9 protein-coding genes and 1 pseudogene are annotated in these 14,392 nt (G+C 71.3%); 8 read left to right on the top strand and 2 right to left on the bottom strand.

All coding sequences use genetic code 11. The features are described from left to right. The first annotated feature begins 10 nt into the window (after positions 1–10). The 3 genes from OG787_RS22570 to OG787_RS22560 all read left to right on the top strand — a co-directional run bounded on the left by OG787_RS22570 (position 11) and on the right by OG787_RS22560 (position 2,882). A protein-coding gene (locus tag OG787_RS22570; protein ID WP_369033439.1) for an IS5 family transposase occupies positions 11–810 on the top strand; the annotation gives its coding sequence in 2 pieces (ribosomal slippage) (positions 11–359 and positions 359–810; 801 coding nt in all). 97 nt (positions 811–907) lie between these two features. Then, on the top strand, positions 908–2,332 hold the full coding sequence (locus tag OG787_RS22565; protein WP_405536193.1) for a trehalose-6-phosphate synthase: 1,425 nt from the start codon (positions 908–910) through the stop codon (positions 2,330–2,332). 58 nt (positions 2,333–2,390) lie between these two features. Then, complete coding sequence (locus OG787_RS22560; RefSeq protein WP_369030237.1) at positions 2,391–2,882, top strand: flavin reductase family protein; 492 nt, start codon at positions 2,391–2,393, stop codon at positions 2,880–2,882. 29 nt (positions 2,883–2,911) lie between these two features. Here the strand turns inward: OG787_RS22560 and OG787_RS22555 are convergent. Beyond that, positions 2,912–3,741: pseudogene (locus OG787_RS22555) on the bottom strand (IS5 family transposase). Between the two features lie 40 nt (positions 3,742–3,781). Then, on the bottom strand, positions 3,782–4,387 hold the full coding sequence (locus OG787_RS22550) for a CGNR zinc finger domain-containing protein (protein ID WP_405536192.1): 606 nt from the start codon (positions 4,385–4,387) through the stop codon (positions 3,782–3,784). A gap of 117 nt (positions 4,388–4,504) precedes the next feature. On the opposite strand from OG787_RS22550, the gene OG787_RS22545 reads away from it, so the two are divergent. The 5 genes from OG787_RS22545 to OG787_RS22525 all read left to right on the top strand — a co-directional run bounded on the left by OG787_RS22545 (position 4,505) and on the right by OG787_RS22525 (position 14,378). After that, positions 4,505–5,764 (top strand): MFS transporter, encoded by a 1,260-nt coding sequence (locus tag OG787_RS22545; protein ID WP_405536191.1) that lies wholly within the window; start codon positions 4,505–4,507, stop codon positions 5,762–5,764. A gap of 145 nt (positions 5,765–5,909) precedes the next feature. Next, a complete protein-coding gene (locus OG787_RS22540; protein ID WP_405536190.1) occupies positions 5,910–7,505 on the top strand; it encodes a GMC family oxidoreductase in 1,596 nt (531 codons plus the stop codon). A gap of 108 nt (positions 7,506–7,613) precedes the next feature. Next, positions 7,614–8,966: a phosphatase PAP2 family protein gene (locus tag OG787_RS22535; RefSeq protein WP_369030240.1), complete on the top strand. Its 1,353-nt coding sequence runs from the start codon at positions 7,614–7,616 to the stop codon at positions 8,964–8,966. Between the two features lie 181 nt (positions 8,967–9,147). Next, a complete protein-coding gene (locus OG787_RS22530) occupies positions 9,148–12,267 on the top strand; it encodes a fibronectin type III domain-containing protein (protein WP_405536189.1) in 3,120 nt (1,039 codons plus the stop codon). A gap of 119 nt (positions 12,268–12,386) precedes the next feature. Then, positions 12,387–14,378 carry an RICIN domain-containing protein gene (locus OG787_RS22525; protein WP_405536188.1) on the top strand — a complete coding sequence of 664 codons (1,992 nt, stop codon included), beginning with the start codon at positions 12,387–12,389 and terminating at the stop codon, positions 14,376–14,378. The last annotated feature ends 14 nt before the right edge of the window (positions 14,379–14,392 follow it).

The following is a 14,392-nucleotide window of genomic DNA, read 5'->3' as shown; positions in this document are numbered from 1 at the left end:
CGTGGTTTCGATCGTTGAGCGGCTGGTGCCGGATGAGTTGTGGGAGCTGTTCCAGCGAGTGGTGCCGGAGGCGCCGTCGCGGCCTCAGGGCGGCGGTCGGCGTCGGCATGGTGACCGGGAGGTACTGGCGGCAATCGTGTTCGTGGCCACGTCGGGCTGCACGTGGCAGCAGCTGCCGTCCGCGTCGTTCGGTCCGTCGGGAGCGACGGCTCACCGGCGCTTTGCCGAGTGGTCGAAGGCCCGGGTGTGGGCCAAGCTCCACCGCCTGGTCCTCGACGAACTCGGCTCCCGCGGCGAGCTGGACTGGTCCCGCTGTGCGATCGACTCCGTCAACATGCGGGCCCTGAAAAGGGGGAGCTGACAGGCCCGAATCCTGTGGATCGAGGCAAGTACGGCTCGAAGATCCACCTGATCACCGAGCGGACCGGTCTGCCCCTGTCCGTCGGGATCTCCGGGGCGAACCTGCACGACAGCCAGGCGCTGATCCCGCTGGTGAAAGGGATACCGCCGATCCGCTCCCGGCGCGGACGCCGACGGCGCAGGCCGGCCAAACTCCACGCCGACAAGGGATACGACTACGACCATCTGCGGCGATGGTTACGCGGACGCGGCATCCGGCACCGCATAGCCCGCAGAGGCATCGAGTCCTCGACCCGCCTTGGCCGCCACCGCTGGACCATAGAACGCACGATGTCCTGGCTCGCCGGATGCCGCAGACTGCACCGACGCTACGAGCGCAAAGCCGATCACTTCCTGGCCTTCACCAGCATCGCCTGCACCCTCATCTGCTACCGCAGACTCGCCAAATGAGATGATGTCTTAGGTCGTTCTTCGGCTGCTGGTTCGTCGTGGCTGGTCGCGCAGTTCCCCGCGTCCCTTTGGGGCGCGGAGAAAGGGATGCAGGGAAATGGAAACGGACGCCGATTTTGTCGTCGTCGCCAATCGTCTTCCCGTTCATCTGGAGTCGGGGGAGTGGCGGCGCAGTCCCGGTGGGCTTGTCACCGCTCTGGAGCCCGTGTTGCGGGGGCGGCGGGGGGCCTGGGTGGGGTGGGCGGGGACTACCGGCAGTACGCCCGCCGCCTTTCGGCACGAGGGGGTGCGGTTGCATCCCGTGCCCCTCGATGCCGACGAACACCGGGATTACTACGAGGGTTTCTCCAACGCCACGTTGTGGCCGTTGTTCCACGACGCGGTGGCGGCGCCCGAGTTCGACCGGACGTGGTGGCAGAGCTATCACCGGGTCAACCGGCGGTTCGCCGAGTACACGGCGGGCGTCGCCGGGCCCGGGGCCACCGTGTGGGTCCAGGACTACCAACTGATGCTGGTCCCGGCCCTGTTGCGGGCCCTCCGGCCCGATCTGCGGATCGGCTTCTTCCTGCACATCCCCTTCCCGCCCCCGGAACTCTTCCTCCAACTGCCCTGGCGCACCGAGATCGTGGAGGGCCTGCTCGGCGCGGACCTCGTGGGCTGCCAACTGCCCGGCGGCGCACAGAACTTCCTGCGGCTGGTACGTCGACTGCACGGCGTCGGCGGCGTCGGGGGTCCGCACCGTACGCCGGTGGCGGGGACTGTACGGCTGCCCGAACGGGACGTACACGTCGGCGCGTTCCCCATCTCGGTGGACGCGGCCGGCCTCGACACCCTGGCCCGCAGCGAGGCCGTACGGGAACGGGCCCGGCGGATCCGCCGTCAACTGGGCGACGGCAGAAGGATCATGCTGGGTATCGACCGGCTCGACTACACCAAGGGCATCGAACAGCGACTGCGGGCCTTCGAGGGGCTCCTGGCCGAGGGCAGGGTCACCGCACGGGACGCCGTCCTCGTCCAGATCGCCACCCCCAGCCGGGAGCGCGTCGAGCACTACCGGCGTCAGCGTACGAGGATCGAGGCGCAGGTCGGCCGGATCAACGGGACGTTCGGGACGGTCGGCCGGGTGCCGGTCCACTATCTGCACACCACCGTCGACCGTACCGAACTCGCGGCCCTCTACCGGGCCGCCGACGTGATGCTGGTGACGCCCCTGCGCGACGGGATGAACCTGGTCGCCAAGGAGTTCGTCGCCGCCCGCCCGGACCTCGGCGGGGCGCTGGTGCTCAGCGAGTTCGCCGGCGCCGCGCACGAACTGACCCGGGCGCTCCTGGTCAACCCGCACCATCTCGCCGGACTCCAGGACGTCATGGCCGCGGCCCTGCACCTGGACGAGGCCCAACGCAGGCTCCGTATGGGGGAGTTGCACCGGCACGTCCGCGAACGGGACGTCCACCACTGGGCCCGGTCCTTCCTCGACGTCCTGGCCGGTGCCGACTTCCGCAGCGGCGAACTGGCCGCATGACCCGCCGCATGACCAACCCCTTTTGTTCCCGACTTCGTTCGAGGAGGCGCCGTATCCCATGCCTACCGACACCGACACCCGAGAGCTCGACTTCACCAGTGCCATGGCCCGTGTCCCGGGGCCCGTCGTCGTCACCACCACGGTCGACGAGGCCGGCCGCCGCTGGGGCTTCACCGCGAGTTCCTTCGTCTCGCTGTCCCTGGCCCCGCCGCTGGTGACCGTCAGCCTGGACAAGAAGGCCAGCACGCACTCCGCCTTCACCTCCGCCGGGCACTTCATGGTCAACGTGCTCGCCCACGACCAGTCCGACATCGCCCGGCGCTTCGCGACCTCCGGTGTCGACCGGTTCGCCGCCGGTGACACCGTCCCGCTCGAACGGGGGCTGCCCGGCATCCCCGAGGCGGCGGTCCGGCTCGTGTGCCGGCTGCACGACGTCGTCGACGGCGGCGACCACAGCATGCTCATCGGCCATGTGCTGGACTGCGTCACCGACGTGGAGAGGGACGCGCTGGTGTACGTCGACCGCGCCTTCGTCCGCCCGGTCCAGTGACGTACTCGTACTAGGTCGTGTCCGCAATGTCAGGGGAGCCAGAGTCGTAGGCAGGCGATGGTGACGAGGGCCTGGTAGTGGCGGGCGCGTTTGTCGTAGCGGGTGGCGAGGGCTTTGTTGTGTTTGAGCTTGTTGAAGCAGCGTTCGACGACGTTGCGGCGCCGGTAGGCGGCCCGGTTGAGTCGGCAGCGGCTCTCGCCGCGCCGGATGCGGCCGTTGATCTGATCGATGCGTTCGGGGATCGCTGCTCTGATGCCTCGTCTGCGCAGGTAGGAGCGGATCTTCGTGGATGAGTAGCCCTTGTCCGCGACGACCCGCTCGGGCCGCGATCTGGGTCGGCCGGGCCCGCACCGGCTGACGCTGATGCGGGCCATGACCTGCTCGAACTGGGTGCAGTCGTTGACGTTCCCGGCGGTGAGGGTGAAGGCGAGCGGCCGGCCCTGCCCGTCGCAGGCCAGGTGGATCTTCGTGGTCAGCCCGCCGCGGGACCGTCCGATCGCCTCGCCCGGCCAGAGCCCCCTTTTCGGGCTCCGGCCGCATGCTGGTGGGCCCGCACAGTGGTGGAATCCACGCAGACGACCGTCCAGTCGACGGCGCCGACAGCGTCGCAGTGCTGCTGGACACGGGCCAACAGCCGGTCCCAGGTACCGTCCTGCGACCAGCGGCGGAAACGCTCGTAGACCGTCTTCCACGGCCCGTACCGCTCAGGCAGATCTCTCCAGGCCGCCCCCGTGGACAGCTTCCACAGGATCCCGTTGACCACCTGGCGGCGATCGCGCACCGGTCTGCCCATCCTCGACGGAGCCAGCAACGGCTCAATCACCGCCCACGACTCATCAATCAGCTCATGACGACGCACCACGAACAGACCAACGACCCCACCACTTTGCGGACACGACCTAGGCCCTCGTACCTGTCACCTGCTTCGTCCGCCACGTCGTCTTCTTCGCCTTGTTCCCGCAGGCGTCCATCGAGCACCAGCGCCGGTTGCCCGGGCGTGACGTGTCGAGGAACCAGGCCGCGCACGCCGGACCGGCGCAGGCGCGGACCCGCTCCAGGGCGGGGGACGTCGCCAGGGTGAGCGCGTCGCGGGCGATGTCGGAGAGCACCGCGCCGACCGGGTCCGCGGCGGTGTGGACGAGCCTGCCGTGGTCGTCGAGCACCGGCACCGGCGGCGCGGCGGAGGCCGCCCGGTTCAGCAGCGTACGGACCTCCGCAGGGCATCCGGCGGGGCCGCCGCCGTCGCGGGCCGTCGTCAGGAGCGTGTGGACGGCCTCCCGCACCTCCCGCGCCTGACGCAGCACGGCCCGCGACGGAACCGGGACGACGGTGTCCTCGGCGTACGGGCCCAGCTGGACGACCCAGGCGGTCAGCGCCTCGGGGGTGTCCAGTTCCTCGGTGACACCGTCCAGGCCGCGCAGCCTCAGGGTCCGCATGAAGTCCAGAGAGATCCGTCCGGAGCCGCTGCGGAATCGGAACGTCTGCGGTGCGGGGGATGCGGTCATGGCAGACAGCCTACTGCGGAACCGGTATTACTGGTACGTTGATGGAACCGGTTAAAACGGTTCCCTGGGGTGGCGGTGCCACCCCTCTCATTTCTCCCTTCCTGGTCGAGGTGTGTCGTGGCTTCTGCCGTTCCCTCCCCTGCGCCGCCGGTGCTGAGCCGGCCGCTGATCCTGCTGCTCTCCGTCGCCTGCGGCGTCGCGGTGGCCAACATCTACTTCCCGCAGGCGATCAGTCCGCTGATCGCCGACGACCTGCACGTACGCCCCGCCTCCGCGGCCGTCGTCGTCACGTGCGCCCAACTCGGTTACGCCGCGGGCCTCTTCCTGCTCGTCCCCCTCGGCGACCGGCTCCGCCACCGGGGGCTGGTCACCACCCTGCTGCTGGTGACCAGCGTGGGCCTCGTCCTGGCCGGCGCGGCCGACTCGCTGCCCGTCCTCGCCGTCGCCAGTGCCCTGGTCGGTCTGACCACGGTCGTCCCGCAGATCCTCATCCCGATGGCGGCCGGTCTGACCGACCCTGAACACCGCGGCGCGGTCACCGGCACCCTGCTCTCCGGGCTGATCGGCGGCATCCTGCTGGCCCGTACCTTCTCCGGCACCCTCGGCGAATGGCTCGGCTGGCGCGCCCCCTACCTGGTCGCCGCGGGCCTGGTCCTGATCCTCACCCTCGCGCTGGCCGCCGCCCTCCCGCACACCACGCCGAGCACCGACCAGCGCTACCCGGCCCTGATCGCGGCCTCCCTGCACCTGCTGCGCACCGAACCGCTGCTGCGCCGCTCCTGCCAGTACCAGGTCCTGGTGTTCGCCGCGTTCAGCGCCGCCTGGACCGCCCTCGCCCTCTACATCACCGGCCCGCACTACGACCTGGGCACCCCGGCCGTCGGCGTCATCGCCCTGGTCGGCGCGGCCAGCATGTTCGCCACGCCCGTCGCGGGCCGGCGCGTCGACCGGCTCGGCCCCGACCCCGTGAACCTGGTGTGCATGGTGGGCGCCATCGCCGCGGGGGCCCTGCTCCTCACCGGTCATCTCGGCGGCGCCGTCGGTCTGGTGGGCCTGGGCGCGGGGATGCTGCTGCTCGACGTGGCCATGCAGTCCGGTCAGGTCGCCAACCAGGCCCGTATCTTCGCGCTGCGCCCGGAGGCCCGCTCGCGCCTCAACACCGCGTACATGACCTGTGCGTTCCTGGGCGGCAGCGCCGGATCCTGGCTGGGCGTCCGGGCGTACTCCGCCTTCGGCTGGAACGGCGTGTGCGGCCTGGTGGCCCTGCTGGCGGGCCTCGCCCTGCTCCGCCACGTCCTGCGGGACCGGCACCCCGAGGCCGCGCAGGCCCAGGCCCCGGCTCCCGCCACCGGGGACGGCGTACCCGCGACCCGCTGAAGCACACGCGTACGCACACAGACAGTGAACACACGGCAAGGAATGGAGTCGTCATGACCGAGAATCGCCGCCTGAGGAGCACGACCTGGGGTGTGGCCTTCGACCGGAGCCGAGAGGCGGTCGCGAAGTGAGTGAGGTGAGCGAAGTGAGCAGCGAGAGCCAGTGGGACTATGTGATCGTCGGCGCCGGCTCGGCCGGATGCGTGCTCGCCGACCGGCTCAGCGCGGACGGCACGACACAGGTGCTGCTCATCGAGGCCGGCACGGGAACACCGGAGACCCGCCCCGAGGTCCAGGTGCCGATCCTGTTCCCCCGCCTCTTCGGCGGCGACCTGGACTGGGACTTCGCCACCGCGCCGCAGCCCGGCCTGGCCGACCGGACCATACCGATCCCGCGCGGCAAGGCGGTCGGCGGCTCCTCGGTGATCAACGCACAGCTGTGGACCCGCGGCCACCGCGCGGACTACGACGGCTGGGCCGAGGCCGGCCTCGACGGCTGGGACCACGACACCCTCCAGCCCTACTTCGAGCGCGCCGAGCAGCGGATCAGCCTGGCCGGCCTGCGCTACCCGCTGCCGGTGACCCCGGCGTTCACCAACGCGTGCGCCCGCCTCGGGCACGTCCCCGCCGCCGAGGTCCAGGAGGGCTACGCCCTGGCCCGCGCGACCCACCGCGACGGCCTCCGCCACAGCTCCGCCGACGCCTACCTCACGCCGGCCCGCGAACGCCCGAACCTCACCGTCCTCGCGGACACCCTGGTACGCCGGGTGGTGTTCGAGGGCACCCGGGCGATCGGCGTCGAGATCGAGGCGGAGGCCGAGGGAAGCGCGCGCACCGAGATCATCCGCGCCCGGCGCGAGGTCGTCCTCTCCGCCGGATCCGTGGGCAGCCCCCACCTGTTGCTGCTGTCGGGCGTGGGCCCGGCCGAGGAGCTGTCCCGGCACGGCGTTCCCGTCGTACGGGATCTCCCGTCCGTCGGCCGGGACCTGACCGACCATCTGCTCGTCCCGCTGGCCTTCGAGGCGATGGGGTTCTGGTCGCCCGGATCAGGGGCGTCGGCCGAGCAGATCGACCAGTATCTGCGCGACCGCCACGGCACCCTGGACTCGATCATCTCCGAGGCCCTGCTCTTCCTGCGGACGCGCGAGGAGCTCGACGCCCCGGACATCGAGGTCGTCCACCTGGTGCTTCCCCTGGGCGAGCACCAGCGGACCGCCGAACACGGCATGGCCCTGGGCGTGATCCTCCTGCGCCCGCGCAGCAGGGGCGCGATCACGCTCCGCAGCGCCGATCCGCACGAAGCCCCGGTCATCGACCCGCGCTATCTCTCGGACCCGGACGGCGACGACCTGGCGACCCTGGTGGCGGGGGTCCGCGCCGCCCAAGGCGTCCTGCGGCAGCCGGACTTCGCCGAGTGGCTCGGCAAGCCGCTCACCGACGGAGCACTGTCCGAGGACGCCGACGACATCGCCGCCTACGTCCGCGCCACGGGCGGCAGCATCCACCACCTCGTCAGCACCTGCCGGATGGGCACGGACGAACAGTCGGTCGTCGACCCGACCTTCGCGGTCCGGGGCCTGACGGGCCTGCGCGTCGTGGACGCCTCGGCCATGCCGAGCATCGTACGAGCCCACACGCACGCCCCCGTGACGATGCTCGCGGAACGGGCGGCGGACGTCCTCCTCCAGCAGGACGCCGACCAACAGGACGTCCAGCAGGAAGTCCTTCTTCCGCAACGCTGACCGACCGACGGAACCCCGACGGGAACCCGGACGCCGATCTTTCCCTCTTCCTCTGCCGGAAGCCATGAACACCGAGCAACAGTCCGGCAAACCAGGGGGAAGCAGTCCATGCCGTCGCGAATACCCTTCTTCAGACCCTGGGCCGTGGCGGCCGTGGCAGTAGGCGGATTCCTCCTCGCACTGGAGATCGCCGCACGTCGCCACGGCCTGCCGGGGCCGATCACCAACCAGGCGCGGGAGGTCGTGTTCGCTCCCAAGTCGGGGCCTCTGCTGTACGCCAGCATGGCGCTGATGACGGTGGTGCTCACCCGGCGGCAGCGCTTCGTCGCGGCCGGTGCGGCGGTCGGCATCGACCTCGTCTTCGCGCTGGTGCGATGGGCGGCCGGGGCCGGTACGGGCGGCGGGCACTGCTTCGGGAACGGCGCGCTGTGGGTGGTCCTCGGCTGTGGGGTCGTCGCCGTCACGCGCCGCACCGGCCGGGAACGGGTCCTGCTGCTGAAGGGTGTCGGGCTCGCTCTGCTGCTGGTGGCCGGGCGCAAGGCGGGCGACACCTGGCTGCTGATCACGGCGAAGACCCGCCCGTTCGTGCTCGACCAGTACGTGGCGACCGCCGATCACGCGCTGGGCGACCCGGCGTGGGTCGTCGGCCGGATCGTCCGGGCCACCGGCCCCGTCGGCGCCCATCTCCTCGACTGGGTCTACATCCAGCTCGCGGTGGCCGCCGTCCTCGTCGCGCTGTACCAGCTGCGCCACGTCGCGGCCGAGCGCCGCTTCCCCCGCCATCACGTGGTGCGCACCTTTCTCGCGATCGGCGTCCTGGGCCCCGGCATCTACATGATCTTCCCCGTGGTCGGCCCGGTCTTCGCCTACGGCACCGGCGCCTTCGGCACGGGCGGCGGGCACTGGGCGGTGGCCGACCTGTGGCCCAACACGCTCCCGCCGCACAGCGTCCCGCAGCCGATGCCGTACGACGGGATCACGCCCCGCAACTGCATGCCGAGCCTGCACACGGCGTGGGCCACGGCGATCTTCATCCACTCCCGCAAGGGGCCGCGGTTCCTGCGGTTCGCGGGCACGTTCTGGCTGATCGCCACGCTCACCGCGACCCTGGGCTTCGGTTACCACTACGGCGCGGATCTCGTGGCCGGTGTGGTGTTCGCGCTCACGGTCGAGGGGGCCCTGCGCGCGCACGCACGCGGCTGGGACCGATCCGGAATCCAACTGGTCGCCCACGGCACGGCGGTCTTCGCCCTGCTGCTGGTGTCGTACCGCTATCTGTCGCTGGAGCTGGCCGGGCAGCCGTGGGTCTTCGGCCCCCTGATCCTCCTGGCGATGATCTCGGTCGTCGACGCCTATCTGCGCACGACCGGAGAGTGGGAAAGGGAGCAGGCGCCGCCCGGGCAAACGGAACCGCAACCGGAATCGCGGCGGGACGGGGACCGGCGACTCGAACCGGTCTGAGCCGCATCGCACCGCTTCCACACGCGGACACGATCTCTGTACGAGTTCTGCACGAATTGGCGCGCGAACAACTGTGCGCATGTCATCATCGCCGGGCAGGAAAAGTGATCACCCGGGGGAACCATCCGATCCGTCCTGCCAGTTGGTGCTGCCCCGGGCCCGAGGAAGGATGCCGCCCCGTATGGGCAGACCCGTTCCCCCGCGTTCCCGTGTCCGAGCGCCGCACCGGCTGCTGCTGCCGGTCACCGCCGCCGGGGCCGCGCTCTTCGTCAGTACCGTGCAGCCTCCGTCCGCGCCCCAGGCCGGGCCGGACACGGTGCCGGTCGCGGCCGTGAGCTGTGCCGCCGGGGTGTGGAAGGCGGACTACTACGCCAACACCACCCTCACCGGCACACCCCGCAAGTCCCTGTGCGACAAGGCCGTCAGCGAGAACTGGGGCAAGGGCCACCCGGCCGGGATCTCCCTGCCCAACGACCGCTTCGGCGTCCGCTGGACGATGCGCAGGAACTTCGGCGGTGGCGGCCCCTTCCTGCTGAAGACCGCCGCCCAGGACGGCATCCGGGTCTGGGTCGACGGCAAGCGGTACGTCAACCTGTGGCGCGACTACGCCTCCACGCAGCGCGCGAGCGTCAAGGTGACCGTGCCCGCCGGGACCCACACCGTGCGGGTCGACTACGTGGCCTACACGGGCTCGGCCAACGTCTCGGCCGGCCTCGCCCCGACCACCCCGGACAAGGTGGCCCCACTGGCCCCCGGTTCGGCCAAGGCGACGCCCGGCGACGCCAGGGCGACCGTCAGCTGGGCGCGCAACGCCGAGGCGGACCTGGCCGGTTACCGGGTCTACCGCTCCACCAGCACCCCCGTGAAGATCGACACGGCCCACCGGGTCAGCGGCTCCGCCCTGCTGACCGGCAACTCGTTCAACTCGACCGGGCTGCGCAACGGCACCAAGTACTGGTTCGCCGTCACCGCCGTGGACCGCTCGGGCAACCAGTCCCGTGCCTCGGCCGACGTCTCCGCCGTCCCGGCCGACAAGACCCCGCCCAAGGCCCCGGACATCCTGGGCGCCGACGGCTTCGGCGACATCGACCTCAACGGCAACGGCGTACCCGACGAGGGCGACGAACTCGGCCATAACTTCCTGAGCTGGGGCCAGAGTTGGGACGACGACTTCAGTACGACGGACGCCTTCGCGGGTTACCACATCTACCGCGCCACCGCCCCCGGCGGCCCCTGGACCCGGATCCGGAGCGCCGACGCCCGAGTGGTCCAGGACAACGGGTACGACGACACGGGCGCCCCGATCGGCGTCACCGCGTACTACAAGGTGACCGCCGTCGACACCGCCGGCAACGAGTCCGCCCCGGCCACCACCGAACCCGGTGAGTACGCCCAGACCGTCGCCTCCGCGCTCCGCCCCGACACCGGGCTGTACCCGCCGCAGCGCCCTACCGGGCTCATGGGCTCGTCGAGCGAGGACAAGGCCGTGCTGGACTGGACCGCCAACCCGTTCGGCAGCCCCGTGCACGGTCTGACCGCCGGCTACCAGGTGCAGTCCGCCTCCTCGGCCTCCGGCCCCTGGGACCTGCTCGTCGGCGCCGACACCCCCCGCACCATGCCGTGGTTCACCGACACCGGCCTGCCCGCGGGCGGTACCCGCCACTACCGGGTGCGTGCCGTCGGCAAGGTCATCGACGGCGGCACATCGCGCACGTACTCGGCCTGGACCGAGCCGGTCTCCGTCAGCCGTCCGCTGCCGCCCGACACCACCGCGCCCCAGGCGCCCGCCGCGCCCGAGGTCACCGCACCCGTCGGCGGCACCACCGCCACCCTGGCCTGGACCACCACCGGCTGGCCCGGCTACGAGCAGGACTTCGCCGGCTACCAGATCACCCGGAGCACGAGCGCCGACGGCCCGTTCACCGACAGCGGGAGCGCCCGCACGCCCCAGTGCGCGGCCCTGCCGGACGCCGGTGAGCTGGTCCGCTGCACCCTCACCGACAGCCCGATCGCCGCGGATGCCAGCCCGTACTACCGGGTCGTCTCCGTCGACCAGCTGGGCAATCGCTCCGCCGGCACCGTCGTGCGGCTCCAGCGGCTGGCCCCGCCCGCGCCCGAGCCGCCCGCGCCCACCGGACTGACCGCCACCCGCGACCCCTCCACCGCCGGCATCCTGCTCGACTGGAACGACTCCCCGCCGTCCGAGGTCTACAGCTACTACCTGTTCCGCACGACCTACGGCGGCGTGTGCGACATGGGCACCTGGACCTTCGAGACGGTCGACTCCTACTACCTGGACACCGATCCGTACCGCAAGTCCCGCTACTGCCTGCGGGTGCGCGGCTTCGAGGGCAACTACAGCGACTGGATCTGGGTCGACGTGCCCGACTCGAACGACGGGCCGCTGCCCGGCGCCCCGCAGATCCCGGAGATGCCGGCCGCGGCGGCCACCGCCGACGGCATCCGGCTGACCTGGCCGCTCAACGACCCCGCCGCGGCGAGCTACGAGGTCTGGCGGCGCACCGAGACGGACGCCGTGTACATCAAGGCCGTCGACGGCCTCACCGCCACGGCCGCCCCGGAGTGGACCGACACCGGCGCACCGGCCGGCGTCCCCGCCTGCTACCGGGTCATCGCCGTGAGCGCGGCGGGCGTCCGCTCGAACTTCTCCGAGGACACCTGCGCGGTACGCCCGTACGCCGAGGACGTCACGCGTCCCGCCCGGCCCGCGGACCTCACGGGACGGCGGACCGGTGACCTGACGGTGGTGCTGTCCTGGCAGCCGGTGCCCGACGCCACCGGGTACCTGGTCTACCGGTACTGGAACGACGCGGCCCACCCCGGCATCCGGATCCAGGAGCAGCCGGTGGCCGCCGCCACCGTGACGGACACCGACGCGATGGTCGACCACTCCAACGGCTACTACGCGGTGGTGGCGGTGAACGCGGCCGGCGTCCGCTCCGAGGCGAAGGTGCTGCCCTGGATCGGCGCGGGCTTCGGCAACTCCATGACCCTGGCCGCGAGCGGCTCGGCGGACGGTGTGCTGCTCACCTGGGCGTGGGCCTGCCAGTGGGACTTCTGCCCGGAACCGTCCTCGGTCGCGATCCAGCGCTGGAACACCACCACCCAGGTGTGGGACGAACTGACCTCGACCCTTCCCGGCACGGCGGTCTCCTACCTGGACACGGAGGCACCGGCCGGGGCCACCTCGTACTACCGGGTCCAGGTGTACGGCCAGGACAGTGACATTCCCGAGCAGATCGGCCACGGAGCGGTGCCGGGCACCCGCCCGGCGGCATAAGGGCACCGCGCCCGGCAACCTTCTTCTCCTCGGCGGCCACTACCGATCGATCCACGAGCCGATCCACGAGTCGGCTCGTGGATCGACCCGTACGTGGCGCGTCCAAGGAGATCCAGCGCATGAGCGACATCAAGGAGCCCGGCCGCACGGACCGGGCGGCCGGCACCCGGCGGCGACCGCGCGGCCGGCACCGCAGACGCTGGACCGTGACCGGCCTGCTGATCGGCGTGCCGGCGGTGGTGGGGCCGTATCTGCTGCTCTCCCAGCCGGAGTCCCAGGCCGCGACGATCGATTCCACCGCCTACTACCGTCTGGTGTCGGTCAGCAGCGGCAAGGTGCTGGAGGTCGCGGACGGTTCCACCGCCGACGGCGCGGCGGCCGTCCAGCGCACCGACAACGGCGGCGCGAACCAGCAGTGGCGGCTGAAGTCCACCAGCGGCGGCTACTACGCACTGGTCAACCGCAACAGCGGCAAGGCGCTGGAGGTCAGGGGCGCCTCGAAGACCGACAAGGCCGCGGTCGACCAGTCGGCCGACTCCGGGGCCACGCACCAGCAGTGGAAGATCACCGACCTGACCGGCGGCGCCGTCAAGGTCGTCAACCGCAACAGCGGCAAGGTGCTGGACGTCAGGGGGCGTTCGACCGCCGACGGTGCCGGGATCATCCAGTACAAGGCGAACGGCGGCGGCAACCAGCAGTGGAAGCTGGCGGCGGTTCCCGGTACGGGTACGGGAACCGGTACGGCTTCTGCGAGCCCGTCGACATCGGCGACGCCCTCCGCCACCGCCTCACCTTCCGCATCTGCCTCCGCCGCCCCGGTCGCCTCGCCTTCCGCCTCCGCGAGTACGGGTACGAGCGCGACGCTCGCCCAGAAGCTCAGCGTCTCCAAGGTGACCCTGCCGGTGGCCTTCGGCTACCAGGAGCCCGGCTACAACCAGCTCCGGGAGTGGACCCGCGTCGACACCCAGGCAGCCCCCGACGGTTCGGTACGGGTGGCCTGGCCGGCGTCCGACGGCGTCCATGTGACCTCGCTGTCACCGGCCCTGGCACGGCAGGGCACCGACACCGTGGTCCCGGACACGAAGGAGGTCGGCGGACTCGTCGCCCACGACGACGGCTTCGCGCTGCTGACCAGGGTCCCGGACACCAACAAGTGGGGTGACACGGCCGCCGCCCTGATCCGCTACAAGGACGGCTCCGCCCTGTTCAGCAAGAAGCTGACCGGCACCGCGAGCAACGACACCTCGCCGGTGCTGGACGGCGCGCTGAAGTGGAACGGCAGCAAGTACGGCGCCTACTTCGTCGTGCACGGCGCGGGCGGCTTCGCGGACGGCCACTACGGCGACAAGCTGGCCTACGTCGACGACACCGGGGCCGTGAAGTCCGGCGGCTGGGACTGGGGTTGCAGCCACAACGAGGGCATCGCCCTGGCCCCGGCGGCCTCCGGCGACTTCCCGTCCCTCTGCTTCGACGACTGGCGCTCCGGACTGTTCGTCAGCACCGGGATCAGCGCTCCGGACGACGCCCCCGTCGTCCAGCGCGAGCAGTGCTGGGCGGGCTACTGCGGCGGCGCGTACCCCGGCAACTCCGGTGACCTGGTGAAGACGTCCACCGGCGGATACGCCACCGCCTTCGCCTCCCGTGGAGCGGCCTCGGCGGTCAAGAACACGGCGGACAGCAGCGGCCGAGGCTGGACGGTCACCCCCAAGACGGACACCCACCAGGTGGCGCTCGCGCTTCTGAAGGACGCCTCGACACCGGGCAGCGTGGTGGCGCTGACGAACGACCCCGGCACCGATCACCGCAACGTCCGCGTCACCCCGTACGGCAAGAACCTGCTGGTCTCCTGGGAGAGCGTCGCCGACGCCACCTGCAAGGACGGCACCTGCACCGGGAAGTTCACCGGCACCCACCTGCGCGTCGTCGACGCCACCGGGAAGCCGGTCGCGGCGGACGAGGTCGTGGACGCCCGGATGGCCGGAGACATAGCCACCCTCCCCGACGGCAGCCTCGCCTGGGCCTTCGCGTCCGCCACGCCCGACTACGGCTCCGCGATGTCGGGCACCTCCCCGACGACCACGACCCTGTCGATCGCGCACCTCACGGACTGAACCGCACGGACGAC

This window comes from Streptomyces sp. NBC_00075, assembly GCF_045041225.1.
In the GTDB taxonomy this organism is placed as follows: domain Bacteria; phylum Actinomycetota; class Actinomycetes; order Streptomycetales; family Streptomycetaceae; genus Streptomyces; species Streptomyces adonidis.
This window is presented reverse-complemented; position numbering and strand designations above follow the sequence as displayed.

Excerpts from the sequence above, each read along its gene's own strand:
- OG787_RS22565 (WP_405536193.1), top strand. The coding sequence starts at position 908 with ATGGAAACGGACGCCGATTTTGTCGTCGTCGCCAATCGTCTTCCCGTT.
- OG787_RS22560 (WP_369030237.1), top strand. The coding sequence starts at position 2,391 with ATGCCTACCGACACCGACACCCGAGAGCTCGACTTCACCAGTGCCATG.
- OG787_RS22550 (WP_405536192.1), bottom strand. The coding sequence starts at position 4,387 with ATGACCGCATCCCCCGCACCGCAGACGTTCCGATTCCGCAGCGGCTCC.
- OG787_RS22535 (WP_369030240.1), top strand. The coding sequence starts at position 7,614 with ATGCCGTCGCGAATACCCTTCTTCAGACCCTGGGCCGTGGCGGCCGTG.
- OG787_RS22530 (WP_405536189.1), top strand. The coding sequence starts at position 9,148 with ATGGGCAGACCCGTTCCCCCGCGTTCCCGTGTCCGAGCGCCGCACCGG.
- OG787_RS22525 (WP_405536188.1), top strand. The coding sequence starts at position 12,387 with ATGAGCGACATCAAGGAGCCCGGCCGCACGGACCGGGCGGCCGGCACC.